This is a genomic window from Pseudoalteromonas luteoviolacea (assembly GCF_001750165.1).
In the GTDB taxonomy this organism is placed as follows: Bacteria; Pseudomonadota; Gammaproteobacteria; order Enterobacterales; family Alteromonadaceae; genus Pseudoalteromonas; species Pseudoalteromonas luteoviolacea_G.
On the sequence record NZ_CP015411.1, the window covers coordinates 3,280,162 to 3,304,911 of the forward strand.

Genomic DNA, 24,750 nt, shown 5'->3' on the forward strand with positions numbered 1-24,750 from the left:
TCTATTTCCCTTTTACTGTCGACACCAAACATGTCGTTGCACTGAGCTGTGTATTCACGCTCATCACCAAAACAGACTCGGATTTACTGGTATTTTGCAGTGCCACTTCACGGCCCATAAACATCCGCCCGTTCAGTGCACAGGTAGCAAGGCTGATTGCATCAAGACTTTGGCACGCAATACCCGATTCTTTATACGCTCTGCCATTAATCACTTGTGTATTTGGAAACTGCGTTTCTAGCGCTTTTGAAATCGCCTCAAATTGTTCTGTGTTAACCATAGAAAGGACGAGCAAATCTGGTTTGACTGTAAGTTGCGCAAGTGCTGCACAGTTCCACTGTTGGCTGTCCTCATCAAACACCCAACGACCTGCATTGAATTCACTCACTTGCGCAAGTGCTCGACTCGCGCGAGGGTCTTGTTCATTGACCGCGATCAGCGCATTGGCAGAACTTGCCAACCTGTGCTCGTCCACTTGCATTTGCTGCCAAACTAAATCGGATGTATCGCTCTTGTCCTCTGCGCTGCACACCAAAGCACAGGCAATTTTGTCTTCACTTAAATCCATGAATGCATGCCACAGTGCGTGCATACCTTCATTACCCAAGTCACTAAAATTGGCAGAGCAGCCTTTTAAATCGAATGCCAAAGCGAGGTTCCCAAGCGGTGCATTGAGCACGGTATCTGGGAACAAAGTGCTCTTGACTCCTGTCGGTCCATATTCTTGCAAGTCAGACAAATTGCGTTGCTGTACTTGAGATGCCCCCAAAGTAGTGCCGAAATAGGCGCCTATTGGTGGTTTTTCAGCGTCACTGTAATCCACATCCGCACCGCTAAAGGCTAGGTATGATGCGCCAATGGCATATTGACCTATGGTACTCATACGGCGACGATACAGCTTCGGTTGGAAAGGCTTTAACGCAAACTCTCCATCATAGCTAAGCAAAGGTTGATCAGAACCGTTGCTGTACCCACCTTGTTCAGCAATGCCAGCGTAACCAAGGATATAAACCTTTTTCCCTTCAACTTTAGAGATAGCTGAAACAGATTTACGAGCAAGCATGGTGGTATTGTGGCCGCCAAATGCTGAATTGGTTGCGCCGATACATTCAACACTGTGGTCAATCAGTCCATTCACTATGATTTTGTGGCCTTGGCAATCTTCGCGAATATCATCACCATTTAAAGTCGAAGGTAGTTGCCCTTTTTCAATAGCGACCAATGCAGAAATAAACTCAATGGCACCCGCAGCGCCTAACGTATGACCAAAATACGATTTTGAACTTGAAACTGGAATGGATGCTTTATCTTGAGAGTTCAGCGCAGCAAAAATACCTTTGAGCTCCGCACCGTCATTAGCGGGAGTACCAGTACCGTGAGTATTGACATAATCTAGGTCTTCAGGGTTAACATCACTTGAGCGCAAAGCTGTCTCAAATGAGCGTCTCACACCTGCCCCTTCTGGCTCTGGTGCAGTTGCATGAAAGGCATCTAAACTAGACGCAGTGCTTGCCAGTTGCATGACAGCCTTTTGATTTCGAGCTTGTGCATGATTGTGATTTTCTAGGACTAAAAACCCAGCCCCTTCACCAAGGCTTAATCCCATTTTTACATCATAGGGAGAACAAACCTCAGGTGCGACCGATTGCAAAGAATGAAAGCCTGCATAAATCGTTTTTGCCAAGGCATCTGTGCCACCCGCTATCACCACATCAGCCATGTCATTGTCTAAAAGCTGTTTGGCAAAACCCAGTGCGCTGCTGCTCGATGTACATGCGCTGGTAAAGGTTAATACAGGACCTAGCACGCCAAAATGTTTGGCTATGTTGTCACTTTGCTTGTGCGCTGGGTACTCTACAAGGCCTTCATACAGGTTTTCCATGATGCCTTGTTCCAGCTTTTCCATCCCTGTGTTTGCGTTGCCGACACATAATGCAACACGCTTATTCGCCAAGGTATGACGAGAGAGATTTGCTGCACTCAGTGCTTCTTCTATCGCTTCAATGGCAAACAGGGTTGAAAAATCAGGTAAATCAGTTTGTTTATCTTGATGCTTTTCTCGCACTGAGCGAACAATGCCCGCAATATCACTCGGCAAGCCAGTGACGTCAAAACAGCTTAGTGGTACAACTCCCGAGCGCTGTGATTGCATTGAGTCATATAACTCTTGTGCATTATCACCACACGAAGAAATTACACCATATCCGGTTATCACAACTTGTGATTTACACTCTGGCATTTCTTACTTTCTCCTGTAAACCCTGCAATGTCACTTTGCCCATTGCATTGGTAGGTAACTCATCAATGAATTCTATTTTGGGGATGGGTAAATCTTGGAATAACGCTCTGACTTCATCTGTGATGTCAAAGTGTGATGACGCTTTAGCTACAAACGCTATCAGCTCTCCGCCACGCACGTTGTGTGCTTGATCGATGAAATATACTCGCAAATCATGCCCGGAAAATAGCTGAGAGAGCTTATCTTCAATGGCCTTTAACGAGTAACGTTTGCCCTTAAACTTAAAAACGTTGTCCTTGCGACCCAGATGTAAAATCTTGTTATTGGCGAGTAATTCAATTTTGTCATCCAGCGGCGCACATTCGACTCCCAATGGTAAAAAGTCAGAATAAATCAGATGTCCATCATCCGATGGTTGCAAACTGACCGTTGGCAGTAGCTGGTATGTTTGAATATTGTCTTGACCTATCATGCGATAGGCAATCGCTCCTGTTTCAGTGCTGCCCAGCACATCAATGCCTTGCAGCTCAGGAAGCTTGCTTTGAACTAGCTTGGCAAACTGTACATCCCTTTGCTCACCAAACTTACCACCCGAGTTAACGATGTAGCGGTATTGAGCCGTCAATGCGCCTGACAAGCTTTGCCAAATACTTGGCACACTCACCGCCATAACATGGCTCACCGTCTCAGACACTGGTCGCAATAGTGTATTTGATTGATACATTACTGGTGTTTCGAGTTTAAGTGGCAACAAAAAGCTCCAAATAAACCCATACATGTGCACAGGTGACACATACGCATCGATTAAATCCAGCACGCTAAAATCAAATAACGTCGTCAGCGCTTCGACTTCTTGCACCATGCTCGCTAATGACTTTTCAATGCGTACAGGAACCCCTGTGCTGCCTGACGTTTCAAAGAAAATCACAGCCTTTTGCGACAAAGTCGCTAACTGCTGATAAATGGTATATGAGTCAGGCAATGATGGCGCTTCACCTTGCTTTGATGCTAAATCAGCAAAGCTCACCGCATTTTCACCTTGAGGTTGTGCACTCAATAACGGTTTATGACCACTTAACACCGCGGCAACCATCACCATCATCATTTTGACGGGATCTACATCCAATACTCTCAGTGGCTTGGTTTTATCTAAACCTGCGCTTTGCAGTGCTGTGATTAATTGGGCAATATGCTGCTTAAACTCAGCATCACTATAACGATTACCATCTGAGGAATAAAACAGTGCACTGTCTGTGTTTGCATTTTTGGTCGCTTTTGCCGATATAGTTCGGGTAACAATGCTGCGAACAGTATGTGTCCCTTCATAGTCGGCGTTATTGAACACAACACTAAATTTACGCTGACAATCAGCATAAATTTGTAATAAATCGACTGAATCTAGAAATAAAGGACTGCCCAATAAATCATCATCATTTGATAGCTGCGCTATTTCTGACTCTTCAAGTTCAACCGAGATAATAATTTGTCGACGTACCTGATTGATTAAGTCTTCAAAATCCTTCATTCAGTTACCAATTCCTGTAATTCAATTGCTGCAACGCGTTTTTTGAACGATGCTTTAGGCGGCACGACTTCGACTTCACCACTACAAATCAAGATTTTGTTCTGATTTACGATGGTAATTGCCAAACGTACGTGCCGATTTGGTAATTTTTCAGACACTTTGACTTGCGCATAAATGGTGTCACCGATATACAAAGGTGCATGATGGCTTACGGTCATCTTCGTCACCATAGAGCCCACACCTGGCAACTTCATGCCAATAACTTGCGCAATCATGGCTGGCGCTATCCCTGCATGGGCAATTCTGCCTTCTAACCCCATTTGCTGTGCAAATACGGCATCGACATGTAACGGATTAAAATCTCCAGTGATCCCAGCAAAACTATAAACATCTGCCTCGGAGATTGTCTTAGAATGTACTGCACTGTCTCCTTCATTGATTTCCCTATACGTTTTTCCAGCCGTGTAAAGAGTCATAACCACCTCAACTTTTATGCTGCTAATTGCTCAGAAATAAATTCACTTAAAGAATGAATTGATGACATTTTTTGCTGCACAAGTTCACTTGGAAACTCTTTAAACTTCAGTCCGTATTTTTTCTCAACCGCTGAAACTAAATCCAAAAGTTCAATACTGTCTAAATCTAAACCCGCACCGACAAGCTCTGCGTGCTCATCAATTTCTTCCAGTGAATCGGCAACTTCAAGTTCTTCAATTAAGATGTCAGTTTTAATAAAGGTGATGATGTCTTGTGTACTATTCATTGTTCTTCCTTAGCTAATAAAAAGTTAATTAAATCAGTGGTTAATCGAATAAGAAGGCGACCATTTCTTCAATTTCACCATCTAATGCTCGGTCTTGTATAACTGGCGAGAAGGTCGCTGCAAGTGAATCAAAGAAAGGACGAGATAAAGAGTTAAGCTTCTCTGCCGATTGGTCTTTATCAAGTACGTAATAAGCTTGACGAATAGCCATCGCTTGAATTGCAATCACTGATTTCACGAGAGATAAAATGGTTTGTAAGTCACGCGCTGCGATGGTGCCCATGCTCACGATGTCTTGGTTTAGGGCTTCAGTCGTGCGCGAGAAAACCGACATAGGGCCAGATTGTTTGAGTGCCTCTGCAACCAGTGCTGATGCGCTGATCTGCATCGCTTTAAAGCCGTGGTTGATCCAAGCTTTATCACCTAAGTCGTCAACAGCTACAAGGTTATTTGGAATGCCACCATTTAATCTATCGTCAACTAGAATGCCCAACTCGCGCTCTAACAATGCACCCATGTTAGCTACTTGCGGCTTTAGCGCATCACAAATTGCAGCAACATGACCGCCATAGAAATGACCCGCGTTCAGAATTAAATCACTTTCATGGTCAATCAACGGATTATCATTAACAGAGTTGATTTCTACTTGAAGTACTGACTTTGCCCAATTCAACGTGTCTACCAGAGAGCCCAGCACCTGAGGAGAGCAGCGAATTGAATAGCTATCTTGCAAGCGGAACTTCTCTTTTAAGCCATGTTCAATCACTTGGTCATCTGTTCGCTGCCTGCGTCCAAGCCTTTGTTCAGGGTTAGACAAACGCTTGTAAATTAAATCAGCACAATACCTTTGTCCTTGGTGTGGTTTTAACTCGTGCACTTTGGGGTGGAATGGTGATGCTCTACCATCTATCAGCTCAACAAATAGTGCTATCAATTTACATGACACATCGATGGCAGTATCAACTTCATTAATGGTATTGGCAGCGATTGCACTCATAACTGAGGTGCCATTCATGATTGCCAAACCTTCTTTGGCTTTGAGTTCATACGGTGCGATATTGAGTTCTTCTAAAACTTCAGCAGTCGGTCTGATCACGCCTTTGTAATATACATTCCTTTGTCCGTTTAACGCTGCGCCAATATATGAAAGTGGCGTTAAATCACCGCTAGCCCCCACAGAACCTTTAGCTGGGATAGCAGGAAATATATTGTGTTGTAAAAACAATTCCATCTGCTTAAGCAATTCCCAGCTTACACCAGAATAACCGCGTGCATTACAGTTTAAACGGATAAGTAAAGTCGCAGCACAATCACGCTCACTGAGGTACTCACCCACACCGCAGCCATGGTAAGCCATTAAGTTTTTTTGTAGTTCTTGCGACATGATTGGCGAAATTCGATTACTGGCCGAATTACCAAACCCAGTCGTTACGCCATAAATGTCATCCCTATCAGAAATACGCTGATCAATATATCGGCGGTTATTCTCAATGAGTGATTTGTGAACCTCTCCATTCAACTGTACTTTTGGATAGTTTTCCTTGATAAATTTTTTGATATCTTCAAGTGTTAGTTGGCTTATTAAGTCTATATCTATTGTTGATACTACTTTACTTTCAGACTCAACTTTTGATTCTGAAAAAGAGAGATCATTACTCATTTTTCTTGCTTCCTTTAACAATTAAAAAAACGGTCATTTTTAATTTATATTTAACTTTTATAATCCGATTAAATATAAATAACACATGCATCATTGAGAATTATAAATAATGATTCCTGATGCAAACTTTAAGTCACTCACATGGCTTTTTACTGATCTTGCTCAACTGGAAAAGCAACGCTCAGTAACTGAACCACCCACCCAAAAGCGTGTGTGTCATTTTTTACACCATTACAATTAATCAATCAATAGTACCCACAAGAATTACACCAAACACATTTATTGCTATAAACTTTTACAAAATAGTGGATAAAACAGCCATATTTAACAAAAAAAACACAAGCGATGGTAGGGGAAAAATTTCTAAAAAACGTATGCAAAGTGAAAGGTTAAGCTGGGTTTTGTTTGCTCAAAAGGGTCAGCACACGTTCAAGTATGTATTAATTATTACAATAAAGTTTAAAATAAAAGGCGCTTTAGAATTAATATCAAATTAATAAAAATAAGTTTGACATATGATTTATCCATATAAATAAACTCATAAAAACAAATTTAGAATATATGCTCAAAAAAAACAGATAAGAAAACAACTTTTTAGTACCTATTATGGTTAATTAATTATGTCATTTACATGAATACATGAAGTAGAATATTCACGGAATAGAAAGGAGATTTTGGCATAATTTTATATTTTTATGAATTGATACTTTTTTGTGCAAACATTTTCATTTTCACAAGTAACCATAGAAGGTACGATCCAATAATTCCGCCAAAAATGCCGATTTTATCAACAATTAAGTTTTTATGACGGGCAAAAAAAAAGAAAAATAACCTCTTTATTTTTCTTTATTAATTATTTCAGGCAAAGCAACTAAAGTTCAATTATTGATCAAAAAAGCCAGAACCCGACCGTTTTGACTGTTTTATAATCAAAAATCATACTTTGGCTCTGCGTCTAGTCCGTTTTAATCATCACAATTCTGTCACTTTAGTGACATACTGTAAAAGCTCACCACCCACTTTATTGCACACAGTGCTTAAATATCGCTCGTAAACACTATCCTTTTAACCGCCATACCAATAAGCATCATACAATTGAAAAGAAAACACTAAAAATCCGAACAACTCATCCCAATTTTTAAGTTTTACGCCAAAGTAGTTTGAAACTACTATCTGACTTATACATTTATTACTTCTAACCTTCATGGAGTTTCATTCTGTGGCGCAAATACTCAAAGCAACCACGCACGACATTGGCGGTTTAACAGTTAATCGGCTACTGCCACATATGAAAAAGCGTATGGTCGGCCCGTTTATCTTTTTCGACCATATGGGCCCGACCCACTTTCCAGCAGGCCAAGGGGTTGAAGTTCAACCTCACCCTCATATCGGCTTATCAACCTTAACTTACTTGTTTAAGGGACATATTCTGCACCGTGACTCTTTGGGTAATAAATTAGAGATAGCCCCAGGTGACGTAAATTGGATGACGGCAGGAAGCGGCATTGTGCACTCAGAAAGGGAAACCCTTGAAGTTCGAGGGGAAGATCATTCCATTAATGGCTTGCAATCATGGATTGCCCTGCCAGAACAATACTCTGACATCGACCCAAGCTTTGAACACATAAGCCGACATGATCTGCCGCAGATCACACATAATGGCATCATGACACGGGTTATTGCTGGTGAGGCTTATGGCCTCAAGTCACCAATAACAACCTATTCTGAGATGTTTTATGTAGATGTAATTGCACCACTACAGCGTATCATCGAAGTGCCCAACCCAGATCAAGAAACGGCTTTATATGTAATTTTTGGTGAAGTTACCATCTCTGGCGCATCCTACTCGCCAGGACAATTAGTACTCTTAGCGAAAGAAGAGACACATATAACGACCACCAGAGATACCCGCCTGATCTTATTGGGCGGCGATAAATGGGAAAATGTACCTTATATACACTGGAATTTTGTCTCCTTTAGTAAAGAGCGTATAGAGCAAGCCAAGCATGATTGGCGTGAAGGCAACTTTCCGTCCATACCCGATGATGACCGTGAATACGTTCCGCTGCCAGCAGGCAAACCAAAAGCTCAGCCACTGCGCTAACAATCTAGCTTTGATTAATTTGAGGAAAGGTAATGAGAGAAAAAATTGAATTTGTCAGTAATGGAAATACGCTTGCAGGGCTACTGGAGCGCCCAACTCAACATATCACAGCAGTCGCGCTATTTGCACATTGCTTTACTTGCGGTAAAGACATTGCGGCAGCCTCTCGTATTTCAAGAGCCTTGGTAAAGCATGGTTACGCGGTATTGCGCTTTGACTTTACTGGGCTTGGTAACAGCGATGGGGACTTTGCTAATAGTAACTTCTCCTCAAACCTAGATGATTTATATGCAGCAGCAGACTATTTGCGCCAAAACCTTCATGCGCCTCAACTACTTATTGGGCACAGTTTAGGCGGCGCTGCGGTATTAGCAGCGGCGGACCAAATTGAGGAGGTTAAAGCAGTCGTTACCATTGGCGCACCGGCAAACGCAAAACATGTTGCGCACAATTTTTCAGCTCATATTGAGCAGATAAAGCAAACTGGTGAAGCACAGGTTCAACTCGGTAGACGTACTTTTAACATCAAAAAACAGTTTTTAGATGATTTAGATACGCATAGTAAGACACAACACACATTAAAGAATAAGGCACTGCTTGTTATGCACAGCCCAATTGATGATGTGGTTAGCATTGAGCAGGCAGAATCGATTTATATGGCATCTAAGCACCCTAAAAGTTTTATTTCTTTAGACAATGCAGATCATTTATTGAGTAGAACGCAGGATGCAGAGTACGCTGCAACTGCAATTTCTGGCTGGGCCAGCAAATACATTGCACCGCTTCCTAAAACCGCAACTGACCCCGTTGAGAATGGCCACCTTGTTGTCAGCGAAAAAGATCATAAATTTACCTTAAATGTTATCAGTGACAGTCACAGCTGGCTTGCTGATGAACCAACCCAAGTCGGCGGAAAAAATCTCGGTCCTGACCCCTATGAGCACTTACTAGCTGCTTTGGGTACGTGTACTGTGATGACAATGCGCATGTATGCGACCCATAAGAACCTGTCTATCAAGCACATTAAAGTCACGTTGCAGCATCAAAAAAACCATCATCAAGACTGTGACAACTGTGAGCAAAAAGACGGTTACGCGGAGCTTATCACTCGCAAAGTTGAGATTGAAGGTGATTTAACACCAGAGCAAAAGCAAAGGCTTCTGGCCATTGCTGATAAGTGTCCCGTGCATAAAACGCTGCATAATCACATTGAAGTCAAAACACAGTTAGTCAATGTTGCCTAATAGGCTTGGACACTCAAACTGGCGATGCGTTGTGCATCGCCAAGTGATTTGAATATTGCAGCAGTTTATTTACCTTAAAGCCTATTTTTGTACTTATCGAACCACCATAAAATATATTCTAACTTTTGCTGCAGATATGATGGTCTTGCTGTTAACGCGTGGCTCATATACGGCATTCGCACCATAGCAGTATCAACATTCTGTAACTTTAATGCTTGATAAAACTGCTCTGTTTCAGAGATTAGCGTGCGATAATCTGCCTCTCCCGTGATCAATAGACTCGGTGTTTTGATGTTATTCATGTACGTAATAGGCGAGTGCTTTAAATAATGTTCCGTATTTTCCCAAGGTTTACCATTGAACCAGTATTTTGGGAACATAGGATAAAAATCAGAAGTCAGCACAAAGCTATATAAATTGACTACAGGTTTCATAATCGCAGCCGCTGCAAACTGCTGCGTTTTACCCAACATCCAAGTACCGATCATTCCGCCGCCAGAGCCGCCCATAATGTACTGCTTTGTTTCATCTATGAAGCCTCGCTCAATAAGCGCGTCTATACCTCTGGTCAAATCTTCGTACTCATGATTAGGAAAGTTATTATGAATTAACTGAGCAAATTCATTACCATACGAATCGCTCCCTCGCGGGTTCATGTAAAGGACAACATATCCACGGGCCGCCAGCATTTGTAGCTCAGCAGTAAAATGCGGACCATAGTTCGCCATAGGGCCACCATGTATTTCTAATACCAATGGATACTTTTTAGATTTATCGAAATTGGGCGGATAGATCACCCAACCATGAATAGGCCTTTCATCATATTTTGATTTACTCCACAACGCTTCCACCTGACCAAGCGTCACAGTATCTAAAAACTTACCATTAAAGTCACTGAGTGTGCTGATTTTACCCTCACTCAAAACAGCTAGCTCCGGCGGCCGTTGAGTATTAGCAATAGGAAATGCAACCATGCCATTATTTGCCACATCAAACTCCCCTCCTGCATAAGATCGACCAGAAGTCATATTACCGAGCCTGTCAGTCAGCATTTTAAACTCACCAGCTAAACCACTATAACCTAGCTGCGTTTTTCCTTGGTCATCGTAGCTGAAATAGATGCCTGCGCTGTCGTGTCGCCACTGCAAGCATGCCACACTTCTATCAAGCCCCGCAGTTAAAACAGACACCTCACCTGTGTTCAAGTCTTTTACATGCAACGCTTTATTTTGATAAATCATGCCATTGTCATCATAACCGGTGTAGGCAAGGTATCGCCCATCAGGGGATACGGCCGGCATATCATCGGGGCCATCGCGCTCAACAACGCTTGTTATTGCGTGGGTTTTTAAATCTAAATAATGTATGTCGGTATTGAAGTGTGAAAACTCGGGGTTGGCATAACGCTTTGCAGAAAAATAAATGCCTTTCCCGTTCCGTGCAAAGCTCATTCTCCCACTATGATTGTGCTCGCCTTTTGTCAGCTGCTGAGGTGCGCTCGCGGTAGTTGATTGCAGGAAAATTTGGCTCGCTCCCGGCTTGAAATACCCAGCCCCATTTAAACGATACCGGTTCGACTCAATCAGTTTTGGCGCTGGAGCCCAGTTAGCGTTACCTAGCTTGCTTTTCAATGGAATAGGCAGCGTCCTTGATTGCTCGACAAACATGGTAAAAGCGACCGCTTGATTATCAGGTGACCATGCAAGATTACTTGGCATGCTCGGGTACCATGGTGAATGATGAATATGACCCGTTTGGATGTTTTTAAAATTAATACGAGCCTTGCCATCTATTAATGAAACAAAAGCCAGTATCTTTTGATTGGGGCTTAATACTGGCGCAAAGCTCGCATCAGATTGAATATCGATAGGCTGAAATTTTTCTGTTGCCTGTTGATAAACCCAAACATGGCTAGTCTTTTGATCATTGATTCTATCGAACTGATTTTTAACGAAGTAAATATCATTGCTTGCATTTGAGACATCCACCTGATCGACATATTTAAGTTCAAAGTAGTCTTCTGGTTGTAAATACTCTTCATTGGCAGCTTGCACAACTTCAGTATTGAACGCACAGGTTGCTGCAACACATATAGTTGCAACCATGTTGGTTTTTTTCTTAGTTATTCCTCCTGTGCTTTCTTTGTATAACGACCAATACCATCCGGCCAGTGAACAAACCCTTTTATCAGAAAACAATCAGGAGAAATAAAAATTCAAAGATTATAAAACAATAACTTAAGACACGTGAAAAAGTAGTTCAAAGTGTAGACACGTCATCATGACGTCAATTTTAAGGAGAATAATCAACCACAGTAACTTCTAAAAACACTATGGTTGACCTTAGTACAAACCAATTAGTTTAGATTAAGTTGCGCTTCGTGCAAATCCAGCGGATAAACTGTAGAGATTTTATCTTCTTTGGTACATTTTACAGCGATCTTATTTGACCCTACGGTTGTGGAATTTCGACAAGTTACGAATTGCGCTTTCATGCCAAATTTACGTTTGTAATCAGCAACGACTTTGTCTATTTGCTGTTGCATCTGAGGGGTTGCTTTCGCATAGAGTGCATCATAAAAATTGACCCACTCTTCAATGCCGGTCTCGGCCGCCACACCTAACCAACCCATACCAATTAATGTTGATTGCTCAACGTGCTGGCCTTTTAAAAACATAAATGCCAAATAATACTGTGCATCTTTATAGCCCCATGTAGCAAGTTCGCCGAGCGCCTCAAATGCCTCGTGATATGCTTTTTGATGATAGAGCTTAATGCCCTTTTTTTCTTGCTTATGGATCGCATCAATATCTTTAATGATGGCGCGATTAGATTGGCACGCAGAGATTAAAGTGAGCAACACAGTAATAAGCAGTATCTTCTGAATCATGGTAAAAACCCAGCCATTTTGGTTATAAAACTTACAAACTGAGCAAGGGTAACCTGTTACGATTAAAAACACAAAAGGGAATAAGGTGTAAACTTGAGGGGCTTAAATTAAAAAAGCGGCGGGACACACCCCCACCGCTTTATTCAACACACTCTCTTCTTTCGAAGATAAAGGAACATAAGTATGCGAATACTTTGAATATTAACGATATTTTATTACAAAACAACGAAAATATCCGATATTTTTTTAAAGTCGAATACCACCGTCAATTTCGACGACACGACCGGTAAAGAACTCGTTTTCAATGATATATTGTGCAGTATGAGCAATTTCTTGCGCTTCACCCAAACGGCCAACCGGCTTCATTTTGACCAAGCGTTCTTTTGCTTCTGGCTTCATCGCATCCGTCATCTTAGTACGGATAACACCCGGTGCGATTGCACCGACACGAATACCATAACGACCAAGTTCTTTTGCCCATGTGGTAGTCATCGCCACAACGCCAGCTTTTGCAGCTGAATAGTTAGTTTGGCCGATATTACCAGCACGCGCCACACTCGACATGTTAATAATCACGCCACCTTGATCTGCCTCAATCATTTTGACAGCCGCTTCACGACCACAGAGGAAAACGCCAGTTAGGTTAACATCCATCAGAGATTGGAACTGATCAAGTGACATTTTATTAATCACTTCGCCCTCTTTGACTTTAACAAATAAGCCATCACGTAATATACCCGCGTTGTTGATAAGCACAGATAGCGAGCCAAAATCTTCTACAATTTTATCAAATACTTCTTCTACGTTACTTTCAATACTCACATTTGCAACGTAAGTTCTAACGGTTACATCAAACTGGCTAAGCTCCTCAACTGCTGCATGCAACACTTCTTCTTGCATGTCTACAAGTGCAAGGTTTGCACCCAAGCTCGCCATTTTGTGTGCCATAGCAAGACCTAAACCTTGCGCGCCCCCAGTAATCACAACCGTTTTATTTTCTACATTCATAATTAAATTTTAAACCTTTACGTTTTAAGACTTTTCAGAGAAAAGTTTAAATATCGCACTAAAATCTTCCGACCCTTTGCCTTGATTTTGCATCAGGTTATACAGATTTTTAGCCAGTGCGCCCATTGGGGTGGCTGAATTTGTCTGCTGAGCGGCCTGCATTGCAAGTCCTAAGTCTTTTGCCATCAAATCCACCATGAAACCCGGTTTGTACTCATTTGAAGAAGGCACATTGTCCAGTACATTCGGGCATGGGTTATACACTTCAAGTGTCCAATTGCGCCCAGAGCTATTGAGCATAATTTCGCTCAATACTTTGGGATCTAAGCCGTGATCTACACCCATTTGGAGTGCTTCGCTGGTCCCTGCCATTAAAATTGACAGCAGCATATTATTACAAATTTTTGCGACCTGCCCGGCACCTATATCCCCAGCGTGATAGATATTTTTACCCATATCTTTTAATACTGTGTGCGCTTTGGCAAATTCTTCGTCGCGTCCACCAACAATGAAAGTCAACGTCCCAGCAGCGGCTCCTGCCACACCCCCAGACACTGGTGCATCAACAAAAGATACGCCCGCATTTGCCAATGTTTTACCAACAAACTGAGCAGACTCTGCATCTATTGTCGAACAGTCAATAACCAGTGCCGACTTACTAAGGTAGTTGATTAATCCATCTTCGCCAGTATAAATTGAGCGAACATGTTTGCCCGCAGGCAACATGCTGATCACAAAATCTGCGCCTGCGCAGGTATCAGATACTTTCTTAGCAGCACTAGCACCTTGCTCAACTAATTGATTTACCACTTGTTCATTTAAGTCAAATACAGTGACATCGTGCCCTGCTTTGATTAAGTTTGCAGCCATTGGGCCACCCATATTGCCTAGGCCAATAAATCCAACTTTTGCCATTTTTATTTCCTTACATACTTGCTAATGGGTGGTTTTGATCATCCCACTTTGGTACAAAAAAGCCGTCAATCACATTGCTATCAACCTCAGCAATTGATTTAAAGCGCCAGTTTGGCTTGCCGTCTTTATCAATTAACAATGCACGCACACCTTCTTGAAATTCCCCCACCTCACCACAGTGAACGGACATGCCAAGCTCTTGTGAAAAACACGCTTTTAACGACTTACCAGCAAGGCGTTTAAGTTGCTCACTGACCAATACAGCGCTTAGAGGTGAGCCATGCTTTAAACCTGCTTGCGCTTTACCGAGCCATTTATTATCGCTGCTATCCATTGACAGTATATGGTCAACTTGTGCTGCTAAGTCACCGTGCTCCGCTAACTTCTTAATATCTTTTTCAAGTGGCTTGATTGCGCTGTTTGGTAATGAATGTGCGCCCTCTTCTATCGATAATAGAAGCTGTGTTAACTTGTCATGGTTAAGCACATTGGTTTTGCCCCAGTTCACTTCACTTAAATTATGAAGCAAAATATCAAAGTGATCTGCATTGATAAAATGGTCAGCCAATCCGACATACTTTGCATCATTTGCATTCACAGAGGCACCAGTCAAACCTAAAAATAGACCTACGCCCTCTGGCATTTTATTGAGGAAATACGAGCCGCCAACATCAGGGTATAAACCTATGGTAATTTCAGGCATCGCAATACGAGACGTCTCTGTAACAACGCGGTGACTTGCACCCGCCATTAGACCAAGGCCACCGCCCATAATGATACCGTTACCCCATAAAAGGATAGGCTTATCGTAATTATGGATTTGATAATCTAGACGATACTCTTCGCTAAAAAAGGTTTCCAAGTAATTATTGTCATCGTCAGCAGCCATCGCTTTGTACAGGCTAACAACGTCACCACCTGCGCAAAATGCCTTCTCGCCAGCGCCTTTAAGCACTACCATGGCGATACTGTCATCTGCCGACCATTCATTCAGCTGCGGAGCAAGTAAACGTATCATATCTAAGTTAAGCGCATTCAACGCTTTTGGCGCATTTAAGGTCGCAACTGCGACCTTCATGTCGTTATTACAGTGCGCCAATTGGAACACGACAGGCGCGTCTTCTTGGTTTAGTAACTGTAATTCAACCATTAGCCATTCACCCAATTTGCTTTGCGTTTCTCTAAGAATGCGTTCACGCCTTCTTTTTGATCTTGTGTATCAAATAATGTCACGAACAATTCGCGCTCAAGCGGCAATGCACTGTCAATCGTACCTGTGCGTCCTTTTTGAATAAGTGACTTACATGCTGTAACCGCAACAGGGCTTTGATCTTCCACTTTTGCAGCGAGCGCCAGCGCAGCTTCTAAGGCTTGCCCCTGCTCTACCACTTCTTCAACTAAGCCAATCTTCTCTGCTTTATCAGCTTTAAGGCGTTCACCACATAAAATCATGCGCTTCGCCCAACCTTCACCAACCAACCAAGATAGATTTTGTGTTCCACCAGCGCAAGGAAGTAGGCCAACTTTTGCTTCTGGTAGTGCCATTTGTGCTTGTGCTTCGGCAATGCGAATATCACACGCCAATGCGACCTCCAAACCGCCACCCATTGCAAAGCCATTAATGGCCGCAATTGACACACCACGGAAATTGCTTAGTGTTTCAAATGCTTCACCAAACACGCGCGACATATCAGCAGCAACGCCTTTGTCGCCATCTGCAAATACATTTAAGTCAGCGCCTGCTGAGAAGAACTTCTCACCCTCGCCAGTAATAACCAACGAGTAGATCTCTTTATCCGCGTTTAATTCGTTTACCAGCTCTTTTAAGCCAACCAGCGTGTCACGTGTCCACGTATTTGCAGGTGGGTTGGACATAGTTACAATTGCAATGTGACCACGTTTTTCAAGTTTTAATTGTGCAGACATTTATTTGCTCCTTATAAAACGCTTGCAGCGCCTTCGGCTAAAATTCGACGGGCAATGATCACGCGCATGATCTCGTTTGTGCCCTCTAAGATTTGGTGAACGCGCACATCACGTAAATGGCGCTCAAGTGGGTATTCTTTGATATAACCATAACCACCGTGGATCTGCAGTGCATCATCACACACTTTAGTGCCTACATCAGTCGCAAAGCGTTTTGCCATTGCACAGTAAGTGGTTTTTTCTGGGTCATTGCTATCTAGTTTAAACGCAGCTAAGCGGACCATTTGACGCGCTGCAACCAGTTCAGTGTTCATATCAGCAATTTTAAATTGCAGTGCTTGGAATGCAGCCAGAGGTTTACCAAACTGCTGACGCTCCTGCATATACTCTTTTGCTGTATTTAGTGCTTGCTGTGCAGTACCAATAGAGCATGTCGCAATATTGATACGACCACCATCAAGGCCCTGCATCGCAAATTTAAAGCCTTCGCCTTCTTTACCCATTAGGTTAGCAGCTGGAATTCTCACATCTTCGAAGGTAATTAAACGTGTTGGCTGCGCATTCCAGCCCATTTTCTCTTCAGCTTTACCATAAATAACGCCAGCTGCATCCGCTGGGACAACAAATGCCGAGATCCCTTTAGGGCCTTCTTCACCAGTGCGTGCCATGACTACTAACACGTCTGTTTCGCCTGCACCAGAGATAAACATTTTTGAGCCATTTAAGACATACTCATCACCTTCAAGCACAGCTTTGGTTTTAAGTGATGCCGCATCTGAACCTGAGCCTGGCTCGGTCAAGCAGTAGGATGCTAATAACTCACCCATGACCAGCTGATCCATGTATTGGCTCTTCACCGCATCAGTACCAAAGCTGGCGATCATCCAAGTCGCCATGTTATGGATAGTTAGCATCGCAGTCGTTGCAGTACAGCCCATAGAAAGCTGTTCAAATATAATGCTGGAATCTAGGCGAGATAGGCCTAAGCCACCCGCTTCTTCTGGTGTATATAGACCACAAAAACCGAGTTCACCCGCTTGCTTAATTACATCTTTAGGAAAAATATGCTCCTGATCCCAGCGCGCAGCATTTGGCGCAAGTTCAGTCATAGCGAATTGATAAGCGGTTTCGGCGAATGCCTGTTGATCTTCATTCAGATTAAAGTCCATAAAAGACCTCTCTTGTTGTCGTATCAAGTGATTTTCATCACTTGTTTTTTATTCTTGTTGCACCTGATCTGCGTCAGGCGGTACTACTAAAAGCCCAGCATAGGTACTGGGCTTTGGAAATATGTCGGATTAACGTAAGTTAATGCTCATATTAGGACCGGTTACCGCTTCATCAGCGAACCAACGAGATGTGATTGTCTTCGTTTCTGTGTAGAAACGTACACCTTGTTTACCATATGTATGCACATCACCGTAGAAAGAGTTTTTCCAACCCGTGAATGAGAAGAAAGGAAGCGGCACTGGGATCGGAATATTAATACCAACCTGACCTACTTGAATTTCTTGTTGGAACTTACGAGCAGCAGCGCCGCTTGCTGTGAATAACGATACACCGTTACCATACGGGCTGTTATTAACCAACGTGATTGCTTCTTCAAGCGTATCAACAAACACACAATTTAGTACTGGACCAAAGATCTCTTCTTTATAAATGTCCATATCTGTTGTCACATTGGTAAATAATGTTGGACCTACCCAGTTGCCGTTTTCATAACCTTCAACTGTAAAGTTGGAGCCATCAAGTAAACAAGTTGCACCTTGCTCTTTACCCGATTCAATCAATGACAGAATACGCGCTTTAGCTGCTGCTGAGGTTTGTGGACCGTACGCAGCTTCAGGATCATTCCAAATACCTGGGCGTACTTTTTCAAGACCTGCTTTTAAGTCATCTACCCATTCTTGTGATTTGCCGACAAATACAGCAACCGAAATACCCATACAACGCTGACCAGCAGCACCTACAGATGCGCCTACAAGGTTATTAATTGTTTGCTCTTTACTTGCGTCAGGCATAATCACCATGTGATTTTTAGCACCTACACAAGCTTGCACACGTTTAAGGTTTTCTGTGCCTTTACTATAAATATACTGACCAACACCGCACGAACCAACAAATGAGACAGCGCGAATTTCTGGTGCTTCTAAAATCTGGTCAACTTGATCTTTGCCACCATGTACAACCTGCAACACACCTTTAGGTGCACCTGCTTCTTCGAATAGTTCTACTAGGCGCATTGGTGTTAGTGGATCTTGCTCAGACGGTTTAAGTACAAATGTGTTTCCGCATACAATCGCCATTGGGAACATCCAAAGTGGGATCATTGCAGGAAAGTTAAATGGCGTGATGCCCGCACACACACCAAGCGGTTGAATGTATGAGTATGTATCAATGTTACGTGCTACGTTTTCAACGGTTTCACCCATCATCATAGCCGGCGCATTAGCTGCTTGTTCAACCACTTCGATACCGCGCCAAACATCACCTTTCGCATCTTCAAATGTTTTGCCAAGCTCGTGACAAATGATGGTTGCGATTTCTTCTTGATGTTCTTTTAATAGTGCTGCATAGCGCATCATGATACGTGCACGCTCTGGTACAGGGACATTCTTCCATGTTTGGAACGCCTCTTGAGCTGAACTAATAGCGGCCTGTACTTCTTGTGACGTAGCGCAAGGTACCTGTGCAAGGACTTCTTGATTTGCTGGATTAACAACGTCTAACCATTTGTCAGACTGCGACTGTGTGAATTCACCGTTGATGTATAATGGTACCTGGTGCATTTTGCACTCCTCCCCAAAAAAACTGAAAGTAGCGCCGCGTTAAAAATTAGTATAATTGCGGCGCTTTGACGATTTAAACTTCTACTGCTAGTGCAACCGCCTCACCACCACCAATACACAGTGATGCAACGCCTTTTGACAGGCCACGATTGCGAAGTGCGTGAATCAAAGTCACCAAAATACGTGCACCACTTGCACCAATTGGGTGACCAAGTGCACATGCACCACCATTGACGTTAACTTTTGCACTATCAAGTTTCATTTCATTGATAGCAAGCATCGTTACCATGGCAAATGCTTCATTGATTTCCCAAAGGTCCACGTCTTCTTTTGACCAACCTGCTTTATCAAGCAATGAGTTCATTGCACCTACAGGCGCAATTGTAAACTCAGCAGGTGCTTGAGAATGTGTTGCGTGCGCCACAATCTTACATAAAGGTGTCAGACCATGTGCTTGCGCTTCTGACTCACTCATCAACATAAGCGCTGCTGCACCATCTGAAATAGATGACGAGTTAGCTGCTGTGATGGTGCCGTCTTTTTTAAACGCTGGACGTAGCGATGGAATCTTATCTGGACGTGCGTTACCTGGCTGTTCGTCAGTTGTTACTTCAATGTCGCCTTTACGAGTAGAAATAACATGCGGGATCACTTCATTATCGAAACTGCCGCTTTCAATCGCTGCGTTTGCTTTACTTAAAGAGTTAAGTGCAAACTCGTCCATATTTTCGCGAGTAATGCCATATTGATCGGCTGTATCTTGAGCAAAACAGCCCATTGCTTTTTTATCGTAAGCATCTTCAAGACCATCAGCCATCATATGGTCGATAACTTGGTTGTGACCCATACGCATACCACCACGTGCATTTGGCATGAAATAAGGCGCATTTGTCATGCTTTCCATCCCACCTGCAATCGCAGTTTTGATACTGCCTGATTTAATTAAATCATGGGCGAACATGGCTGCTTTTAAACCTGAGCCACATACTTTATTAATAGTTGTTGCACCTGTTGAGCGTGCAAGACCTGCGTGTAGTACTGCTTGACGCGCTGGTGCTTGGCCAAGACCTGCTGGTAATACACAACCCATAATAACTTCATCGATGCTGGCATCCGATAAACCAGTATCATTCATGACAGCTTTGATTGCAGTTGCACCTAAATCTGTTGCAGCTGCACCAGATAGGCTACCCATAAATCCACCCATAGGGGTACGTTTTGCTGCTACGATGACTACGGCTTCGTTACTCATTTAAAACTCCTGTTAACAAGCAAATTGCTTGCTTTTAGTAATCTCTTACGTCGAGCATACCTAAAATTTACGTTTACGCCAACGTAAATCTAAAAACAAGCATATTGCGATTTTCAAAAATGTAAAGTTTACTTGCACAGCTGTCTTGCCAAGTTGGCATTTTACTGCGCATTCCCTTGCTATATCCCATGTTTAAGCACAAACTAACAAAGCATATAGTACCTTGTGCGAGCTAAAAGTAGTTCAAGATCCAGATTTTGCATATGCGACTAAAGCATGATGCAAAAACGACACTTTACCTTTACGTAAACTTCACTTATATTGGTCTAATCAGTTTCGAAGTAAGTGTGTAAATAATGCAAGACACCAATAAAGAACCAACCTACTCAATAAGCGAACTCGCTAAGGAATTTGACATTACCACACGAAGTATTCGTTTTTATGAAGATCAAGGATTACTTTCGCCTGAACGTAATGGTCAGACCCGTATTTATTCAAAACGAGACAAAGTGCGCCTCAAACTTATTCTGCGCGGTAAGCGACTTGGCTTCACGCTTGCTGAAACTGGCAGATTATTTGAGCTTTATGACGCAGACAAATCTAGCGAAAAACAGCTCCATACCATGCTGCAATTAATAGAAGAGAAAAAAGCGGACTTAAGCCAGCAAATGGATGACATTAAAGTTGTCCTTATGGAGCTAGTGACAGCAGAAAGACGCTGTCTCGATACATTAAAAGAATTACAAGACTAATCAGTACACAGTATTTGTCCGCTGAGGCGTTTGCTAAAAGTTGCCTCAGCAACCCGTTAGGGTAAAACACAAATTCTCACACAGGATGACAACAAGATGAGCACAGTATCACTATATAAAGAACTCAATTTTGGACTTGGTGAAACCGCAGATATGATCCGCGATCATGTCAATAACTTTGCCACTAGCGAAATCGCCCCTTTGGCAGAAAAAACCGACCAAGAAAATACCTTTCCAAATGAGCTATGGCCAAAGTTTGGCGAAATGGGCTTACTCGGCATCACTGTGCCAGAGGAATTTGGCGGCGCAAATATGGGCTATCTAGAGCACGTAATCGCGATGGAAGAAATTAGCCGTGCAAGTGCATCTATCGGATTAAGCTACGGTGCACACTCTAATTTATGTGTGAACCAAATAAACCGTAACGGTAACCAAGCACAAAAAGAAAAGTACTTACCTAAGCTAATCAGTGGCGAGCACATCGGCGCATTGGCAATGAGTGAGCCTAATTCAGGTTCTGATGTGGTTTCAATGAAACTCAAAGCCGAGAAAAAAGGTGATAAATACGTACTTAATGGCAACAAAATGTGGATCACCAATGGTCCTGATGCCGATGTATTTGTGATATACGCCAAAACTGAATTAGACGCAGGACCTCGCGGCATTACGGCTTTTATCGTTGAGCGTAACTCCCCTGGTTTTTCTACAGCGCAAAAGCTCGATAAATTAGGTATGCGTGGCTCAAATACGTGTGAACTTGTATTTGAGGACTGTGAAGTACCTGAAGAAAATATTCTTGGTACGTTAAACGAAGGTGTTAAGGTCCTAATGAGCGGACTTGATTATGAACGAGTCGTGTTAGCAGGTGGCCCACTGGGTATCATGCAAGCATGTATGGACGTGGTTGTACCGTACATTCACGAGCGTCAACAATTTAATCAATCGATTGGTGAATTCCAATTAGTGCAAGGCAAAATTGCAGATATGTATACGCAAATGAATGCAGCGCGTTCATATGTATATACAGTGGCAAAAGCGTGTGACCGTGGTGAAACTACTCGTAAAGATGCAGCTGGTGCAATTTTATATGCAGCAGAACTTGCGACCAAACTCGCTCTAGATGCAATTCAGCTACTTGGCGGTAATGGTTATATCAATGAATACTCAACAGGTCGACTTTTACGTGACGCCAAACTCTATGAAATTGGCGCAGGTACGTCTGAAATACGACGCATGCTGATTGGTCGTGAGTTATTCAATGAAAGCCGTTAAGGAGAAGTGGCATGACGGTATTAAATACATCAGTTAATACGCATGACCAACAATTTAAAGACAACCATGACGCGATGGCGTCATTGGTTGCTGATTTAAATGATAAGGTCGCAAATTTAAGTCAAGGTGGTGGAGAAGCCCTCATTGCCCGCCATCAAAGTCGCGGTAAATTGTTTGTGCGCGACAGGATAGATACCCTGCTTGACGAAGGCTCTCCATTTTTAGAAATTTCTCAATTTGCCGCGTTTGGCGTATACGAACAAGATATTCCATGTGCTGGTGTTGTCGCTGGGATCGGACGCGTTAAAGGCGTCGAATGTATGATTGTTGGCAACGACGCCACAGTAAAAGGCGGCACTTATTTCCCATTGACGGTTAAAAAGCATTTAAGAGCACAAGAAATCGCAGAGCGTTGTCACTTACCGTGTATATACCTAGTCGACTCTGGTGGCGCTAATTTACCTGAGCAAGACGAAGTATTCCCAGATAAGCTGCACTTTGGCCGCATCTTTTATAATCAAGCGCGTATGTCAGCCAAAGGCATTCCGCAAATTGCCGTGGTTATGGGTTTATGTACCGCAGGTGGTGCCTATGTACCCGCCATGGCTGATGAAAGTATCATTGTTAAAGAGCAAGGTACGATTTTCTTAGCAGGCCCACCTTTGGTAAAAGCGGCTACTGGTGAGGAAGTCAGTGCTGAGGATTTAGGTGGTGCAGATGTCCACTGTAAAGTATCTGGTGTAGCCGATCACTATGCAGAAAATGACGAGCATGCCCTATCAATTGCACGCCAATGTATTGAACGACTAAACCATCAACGCCCTACCCAGCCTATTCTAAAAGACATCAAGCCACCAAGATATGATATTAGCGAGATCTACGGCATTGTCGGTACCGATCTGAAAAAGCCATTTGATGTCAGAGAAGTCATTGCGCGCATCGTGGATGACTCTCAGTTTGACGAGTTTAAGCGCCACTTTGGCGAAACGCTTGTCACCGGCTTTGCCGAAATCTTTGGTCGCCCAGTGGGGATCGTCGCAAATAACGGTATCTTGTTCTCAGAATCTGCGCAAAAAGGCGCGCACTTTATCCAACTCTGTGCACAACGTGATATTCCTCTGTTGTTTTTACAAAATATCACTGGATTTATGGTTGGCCAAAAATACGAAGCCGAAGGCATCGCGAAGCATGGAGCCAAAATGGTTACTGCTGTGTCTTGTGCAGACGTGCCTAAATTTACGGTGCTTATTGGTGGTTCATACGGTGCGGGTAATTATGGCATGTGTGGTCGTGCATACGAACCAACCATGATGTGGATGTGGCCAAATGCGCGTATATCTGTCATGGGCGGTGAACAGGCTGCAGGCGTATTAACGCAAGTCCGCCAAGATGGCTTAGCGCGCAAAGGCATGAGCATGAGTGACGACGAAGTTGCTGAGTTCAAGAAGCCGATTGTAGAGCAGTATGAGAAACAAGGTCATCCATACTACGCCAGTGCAAGACTATGGGATGATGGCATCATCGACCCTGCAGATACACGCAACGTATTAGGTCTCGCGCTAGAGGCGGCAGCGAACGCGCCGAGTCAAGAATCTAAGTTTGGTATTTTCAGAATGTAGGGGGCGTACATGTCTGTCACTTTAAATATTACAAAGAGCAAAGTGGCGATTTTAGAATTAAGTCGCCCTGAAAAACATAATGCATTTAATGCTGAGATCATCGCAGAACTAATCAAAACCATTGAATATGCGAACGAATTAGATATTCGCGCATTGGTTTTAAAAACCCAAGGTAAACACTTTTCAGCTGGCGCTGATTTGGCTTGGATGAAGTCAATGGCGGATAATAACTATGAAGAAAACGTCGCTGACTCTTTAGAGCTGGCAAAGCTGATGCAAGTGCTGGCTACGTCACCCCACCCAACTTTGTGTTTAGTTCAAGGGGCCGCTTTTGGTGGCGCTCTTGGCCTTATCGCATGTTGTGATATCGCTGTGGCAACACCCAATGCAAAGTTCTGCTTGAGCGAAGTTAAATTAGGTCTTATTCCCGCAGTGATCAGTCCATATGTAATTAAAGCAATCGGCGAAAGGCAAGCTAGACGTTACTTTTTAACGGCTGAAGTCTTTCAAGCTGAAAAAGCCCTAGATCTTGGGCTTATCCACCAGATCAGTGACAATTTAGAACAAAGTGAAGAGTACTTCATTGAGCAGCTTTTAAATAACGGACCAACTGCCGTCAAAAGTGCGAAATCACTGATTGATGAAGTCTCAGATAAAGCCATCGATGAGCAACTGATCACACACACCGCAAAACGCATCGCTGAAATTAGAGTGAGTGACGAAGGGCAAGAAGGCTTGAGTGCTTTTTTTGATAAACGCGCGCCAAATTGGCAACCGACGGCAAGCGAATAA

20 protein-coding genes are annotated in these 24,750 nt (G+C 43.0%); 6 read left to right on the top strand and 14 right to left on the bottom strand.

Features of this window, described 5'->3' with window-relative positions; translation table 11 throughout:
• Position 1: 1 nt before the first annotated feature.
• The 5 genes from S4054249_RS13815 to S4054249_RS13835 are packed head-to-tail and all read right to left on the bottom strand — an operon-like array spanning position 2 to position 6,187.
• Positions 2-2,239: a beta-ketoacyl-[acyl-carrier-protein] synthase family protein gene (locus tag S4054249_RS13815; RefSeq protein ID WP_046357810.1), complete on the bottom strand. Its 2,238-nt coding sequence runs from the start codon at positions 2,237-2,239 to the stop codon at positions 2-4.
• Positions 2,226-3,764, bottom strand: a complete 1,539-nt coding sequence (locus tag S4054249_RS13820) for an AMP-binding protein (RefSeq protein ID WP_046357809.1) — start codon at positions 3,762-3,764, stop codon at positions 2,226-2,228. The genes S4054249_RS13815 and S4054249_RS13820 overlap by 14 nt, the downstream gene beginning before the upstream one ends.
• Complete coding sequence (locus tag S4054249_RS13825) at positions 3,761-4,240, bottom strand: MaoC family dehydratase (protein WP_046357808.1); 480 nt, start codon at positions 4,238-4,240, stop codon at positions 3,761-3,763. Before S4054249_RS13825 ends, S4054249_RS13820 begins: the two co-directional genes overlap by 4 nt.
• A 14-nt stretch (positions 4,241-4,254) precedes the next feature.
• Positions 4,255-4,527, bottom strand: coding sequence for a phosphopantetheine-binding protein (locus S4054249_RS13830; protein WP_046357807.1), 273 nt, complete (start codon positions 4,525-4,527; stop codon positions 4,255-4,257).
• 40 nt (positions 4,528-4,567) lie between these two features.
• Positions 4,568-6,187 carry an HAL/PAL/TAL family ammonia-lyase gene (locus tag S4054249_RS13835; RefSeq protein WP_046357806.1) on the bottom strand — a complete coding sequence of 540 codons (1,620 nt, stop codon included), beginning with the start codon at positions 6,185-6,187 and terminating at the stop codon, positions 4,568-4,570.
• A gap of 1,219 nt (positions 6,188-7,406) precedes the next feature.
• Here S4054249_RS13835 and S4054249_RS13845 point away from each other — a divergent pair.
• Complete coding sequence (locus S4054249_RS13845; protein WP_230851857.1) at positions 7,407-8,291, top strand: pirin family protein; 885 nt, start codon at positions 7,407-7,409, stop codon at positions 8,289-8,291.
• 32 nt (positions 8,292-8,323) lie between these two features.
• Positions 8,324-9,535, top strand: a complete 1,212-nt coding sequence (locus tag S4054249_RS13850) for a bifunctional alpha/beta hydrolase/OsmC family protein (protein ID WP_046357803.1) — start codon at positions 8,324-8,326, stop codon at positions 9,533-9,535.
• 74 nt (positions 9,536-9,609) lie between these two features.
• Here S4054249_RS13850 and S4054249_RS13855 read toward each other — a convergent pair whose 3' ends face one another.
• The 9 genes from S4054249_RS13855 to S4054249_RS13895 all read right to left on the bottom strand — a co-directional run bounded on the left by S4054249_RS13855 (position 9,610) and on the right by S4054249_RS13895 (position 20,315).
• A complete protein-coding gene (locus S4054249_RS13855) occupies positions 9,610-11,640 on the bottom strand; it encodes a S9 family peptidase (RefSeq protein WP_046357802.1) in 2,031 nt (676 codons plus the stop codon).
• Positions 11,641-11,891: 251 nt separating this feature from the next.
• Positions 11,892-12,425: a hypothetical protein gene (locus S4054249_RS13860; RefSeq protein WP_046357801.1), complete on the bottom strand. Its 534-nt coding sequence runs from the start codon at positions 12,423-12,425 to the stop codon at positions 11,892-11,894.
• A gap of 246 nt (positions 12,426-12,671) precedes the next feature.
• On the bottom strand, positions 12,672-13,433 hold the full coding sequence (locus S4054249_RS13865) for an SDR family oxidoreductase (RefSeq protein ID WP_046357800.1): 762 nt from the start codon (positions 13,431-13,433) through the stop codon (positions 12,672-12,674).
• A 24-nt stretch (positions 13,434-13,457) separates the two neighbouring features.
• The gene (gene mmsB, locus S4054249_RS13870; RefSeq protein ID WP_046357799.1) at positions 13,458-14,348 is read right to left on the bottom strand and encodes a 3-hydroxyisobutyrate dehydrogenase; all 891 of its coding nucleotides are present in this window, start codon (positions 14,346-14,348) and stop codon (positions 13,458-13,460) included.
• Between the two features lie 10 nt (positions 14,349-14,358).
• A complete protein-coding gene (locus tag S4054249_RS13875) occupies positions 14,359-15,498 on the bottom strand; it encodes an enoyl-CoA hydratase/isomerase family protein (RefSeq protein ID WP_046357798.1) in 1,140 nt (379 codons plus the stop codon).
• Positions 15,498-16,274, bottom strand: coding sequence for an enoyl-CoA hydratase (locus tag S4054249_RS13880; protein WP_046357797.1), 777 nt, complete (start codon positions 16,272-16,274; stop codon positions 15,498-15,500). The genes S4054249_RS13875 and S4054249_RS13880 overlap by 1 nt, the downstream gene beginning before the upstream one ends.
• An 11-nt stretch (positions 16,275-16,285) precedes the next feature.
• Positions 16,286-17,443 (bottom strand): acyl-CoA dehydrogenase family protein, encoded by a 1,158-nt coding sequence (locus tag S4054249_RS13885; RefSeq protein ID WP_046357796.1) that lies wholly within the window; start codon positions 17,441-17,443, stop codon positions 16,286-16,288.
• Between the two features lie 129 nt (positions 17,444-17,572).
• Positions 17,573-19,063 carry a CoA-acylating methylmalonate-semialdehyde dehydrogenase gene (locus tag S4054249_RS13890; protein WP_046357795.1) on the bottom strand — a complete coding sequence of 497 codons (1,491 nt, stop codon included), beginning with the start codon at positions 19,061-19,063 and terminating at the stop codon, positions 17,573-17,575.
• 73 nt (positions 19,064-19,136) lie between these two features.
• Entirely contained in the window at positions 19,137-20,315 is a 1,179-nt protein-coding gene (locus S4054249_RS13895; protein WP_046357794.1) for a thiolase family protein, read from the bottom strand.
• A gap of 356 nt (positions 20,316-20,671) precedes the next feature.
• Here S4054249_RS13895 and S4054249_RS13900 point away from each other — a divergent pair, with 356 nt between their 5' ends.
• The 4 genes from S4054249_RS13900 to S4054249_RS13915 all read left to right on the top strand — a co-directional run bounded on the left by S4054249_RS13900 (position 20,672) and on the right by S4054249_RS13915 (position 24,750).
• Positions 20,672-21,067 carry a MerR family transcriptional regulator gene (locus S4054249_RS13900; protein WP_023400459.1) on the top strand — a complete coding sequence of 132 codons (396 nt, stop codon included), beginning with the start codon at positions 20,672-20,674 and terminating at the stop codon, positions 21,065-21,067.
• Positions 21,068-21,163: 96 nt separating this feature from the next.
• Positions 21,164-22,339 carry an isovaleryl-CoA dehydrogenase gene (locus S4054249_RS13905; protein WP_046357793.1) on the top strand — a complete coding sequence of 392 codons (1,176 nt, stop codon included), beginning with the start codon at positions 21,164-21,166 and terminating at the stop codon, positions 22,337-22,339.
• A gap of 11 nt (positions 22,340-22,350) precedes the next feature.
• Positions 22,351-23,958 (top strand): carboxyl transferase domain-containing protein, encoded by a 1,608-nt coding sequence (locus tag S4054249_RS13910; protein ID WP_046357792.1) that lies wholly within the window; start codon positions 22,351-22,353, stop codon positions 23,956-23,958.
• Between the two features lie 9 nt (positions 23,959-23,967).
• Positions 23,968-24,750: an enoyl-CoA hydratase-related protein gene (locus S4054249_RS13915; protein ID WP_046357791.1), complete on the top strand. Its 783-nt coding sequence runs from the start codon at positions 23,968-23,970 to the stop codon at positions 24,748-24,750.

What these genes read in the sequence shown, in the direction of transcription:
- S4054249_RS13865 (WP_046357800.1), bottom strand. Translation starts at nt 13,433, where the DNA reads ATGAATGTAGAAAATAAAACGGTTGTGATTACTGGGGGCGCGCAAGGT.
- S4054249_RS13880 (WP_046357797.1), bottom strand. Translation starts at nt 16,274, where the DNA reads ATGTCTGCACAATTAAAACTTGAAAAACGTGGTCACATTGCAATTGTA.
- S4054249_RS13885 (WP_046357796.1), bottom strand. Translation starts at nt 17,443, where the DNA reads ATGGACTTTAATCTGAATGAAGATCAACAGGCATTCGCCGAAACCGCT.
- S4054249_RS13900 (WP_023400459.1), top strand. Translation starts at nt 20,672, where the DNA reads ATGCAAGACACCAATAAAGAACCAACCTACTCAATAAGCGAACTCGCT.
- S4054249_RS13815 (WP_046357810.1), bottom strand. Translation starts at nt 2,239, where the DNA reads ATGCCAGAGTGTAAATCACAAGTTGTGATAACCGGATATGGTGTAATT.
- S4054249_RS13855 (WP_046357802.1), bottom strand. Translation starts at nt 11,640, where the DNA reads ATGGTTGCAACTATATGTGTTGCAGCAACCTGTGCGTTCAATACTGAA.
- S4054249_RS13850 (WP_046357803.1), top strand. Translation starts at nt 8,324, where the DNA reads ATGAGAGAAAAAATTGAATTTGTCAGTAATGGAAATACGCTTGCAGGG.
- S4054249_RS13915 (WP_046357791.1), top strand. Translation starts at nt 23,968, where the DNA reads ATGTCTGTCACTTTAAATATTACAAAGAGCAAAGTGGCGATTTTAGAA.
- S4054249_RS13835 (WP_046357806.1), bottom strand. Translation starts at nt 6,187, where the DNA reads ATGAGTAATGATCTCTCTTTTTCAGAATCAAAAGTTGAGTCTGAAAGT.
- S4054249_RS13910 (WP_046357792.1), top strand. Translation starts at nt 22,351, where the DNA reads ATGACGGTATTAAATACATCAGTTAATACGCATGACCAACAATTTAAA.
- S4054249_RS13875 (WP_046357798.1), bottom strand. Translation starts at nt 15,498, where the DNA reads ATGGTTGAATTACAGTTACTAAACCAAGAAGACGCGCCTGTCGTGTTC.
- S4054249_RS13825 (WP_046357808.1), bottom strand. Translation starts at nt 4,240, where the DNA reads ATGACTCTTTACACGGCTGGAAAAACGTATAGGGAAATCAATGAAGGA.
- S4054249_RS13895 (WP_046357794.1), bottom strand. Translation starts at nt 20,315, where the DNA reads ATGAGTAACGAAGCCGTAGTCATCGTAGCAGCAAAACGTACCCCTATG.
- S4054249_RS13830 (WP_046357807.1), bottom strand. Translation starts at nt 4,527, where the DNA reads ATGAATAGTACACAAGACATCATCACCTTTATTAAAACTGACATCTTA.
- S4054249_RS13820 (WP_046357809.1), bottom strand. Translation starts at nt 3,764, where the DNA reads ATGAAGGATTTTGAAGACTTAATCAATCAGGTACGTCGACAAATTATT.
- mmsB (WP_046357799.1), bottom strand. Translation starts at nt 14,348, where the DNA reads ATGGCAAAAGTTGGATTTATTGGCCTAGGCAATATGGGTGGCCCAATG.
- S4054249_RS13905 (WP_046357793.1), top strand. Translation starts at nt 21,164, where the DNA reads ATGAGCACAGTATCACTATATAAAGAACTCAATTTTGGACTTGGTGAA.
- S4054249_RS13860 (WP_046357801.1), bottom strand. Translation starts at nt 12,425, where the DNA reads ATGATTCAGAAGATACTGCTTATTACTGTGTTGCTCACTTTAATCTCT.
- S4054249_RS13890 (WP_046357795.1), bottom strand. Translation starts at nt 19,063, where the DNA reads ATGCACCAGGTACCATTATACATCAACGGTGAATTCACACAGTCGCAG.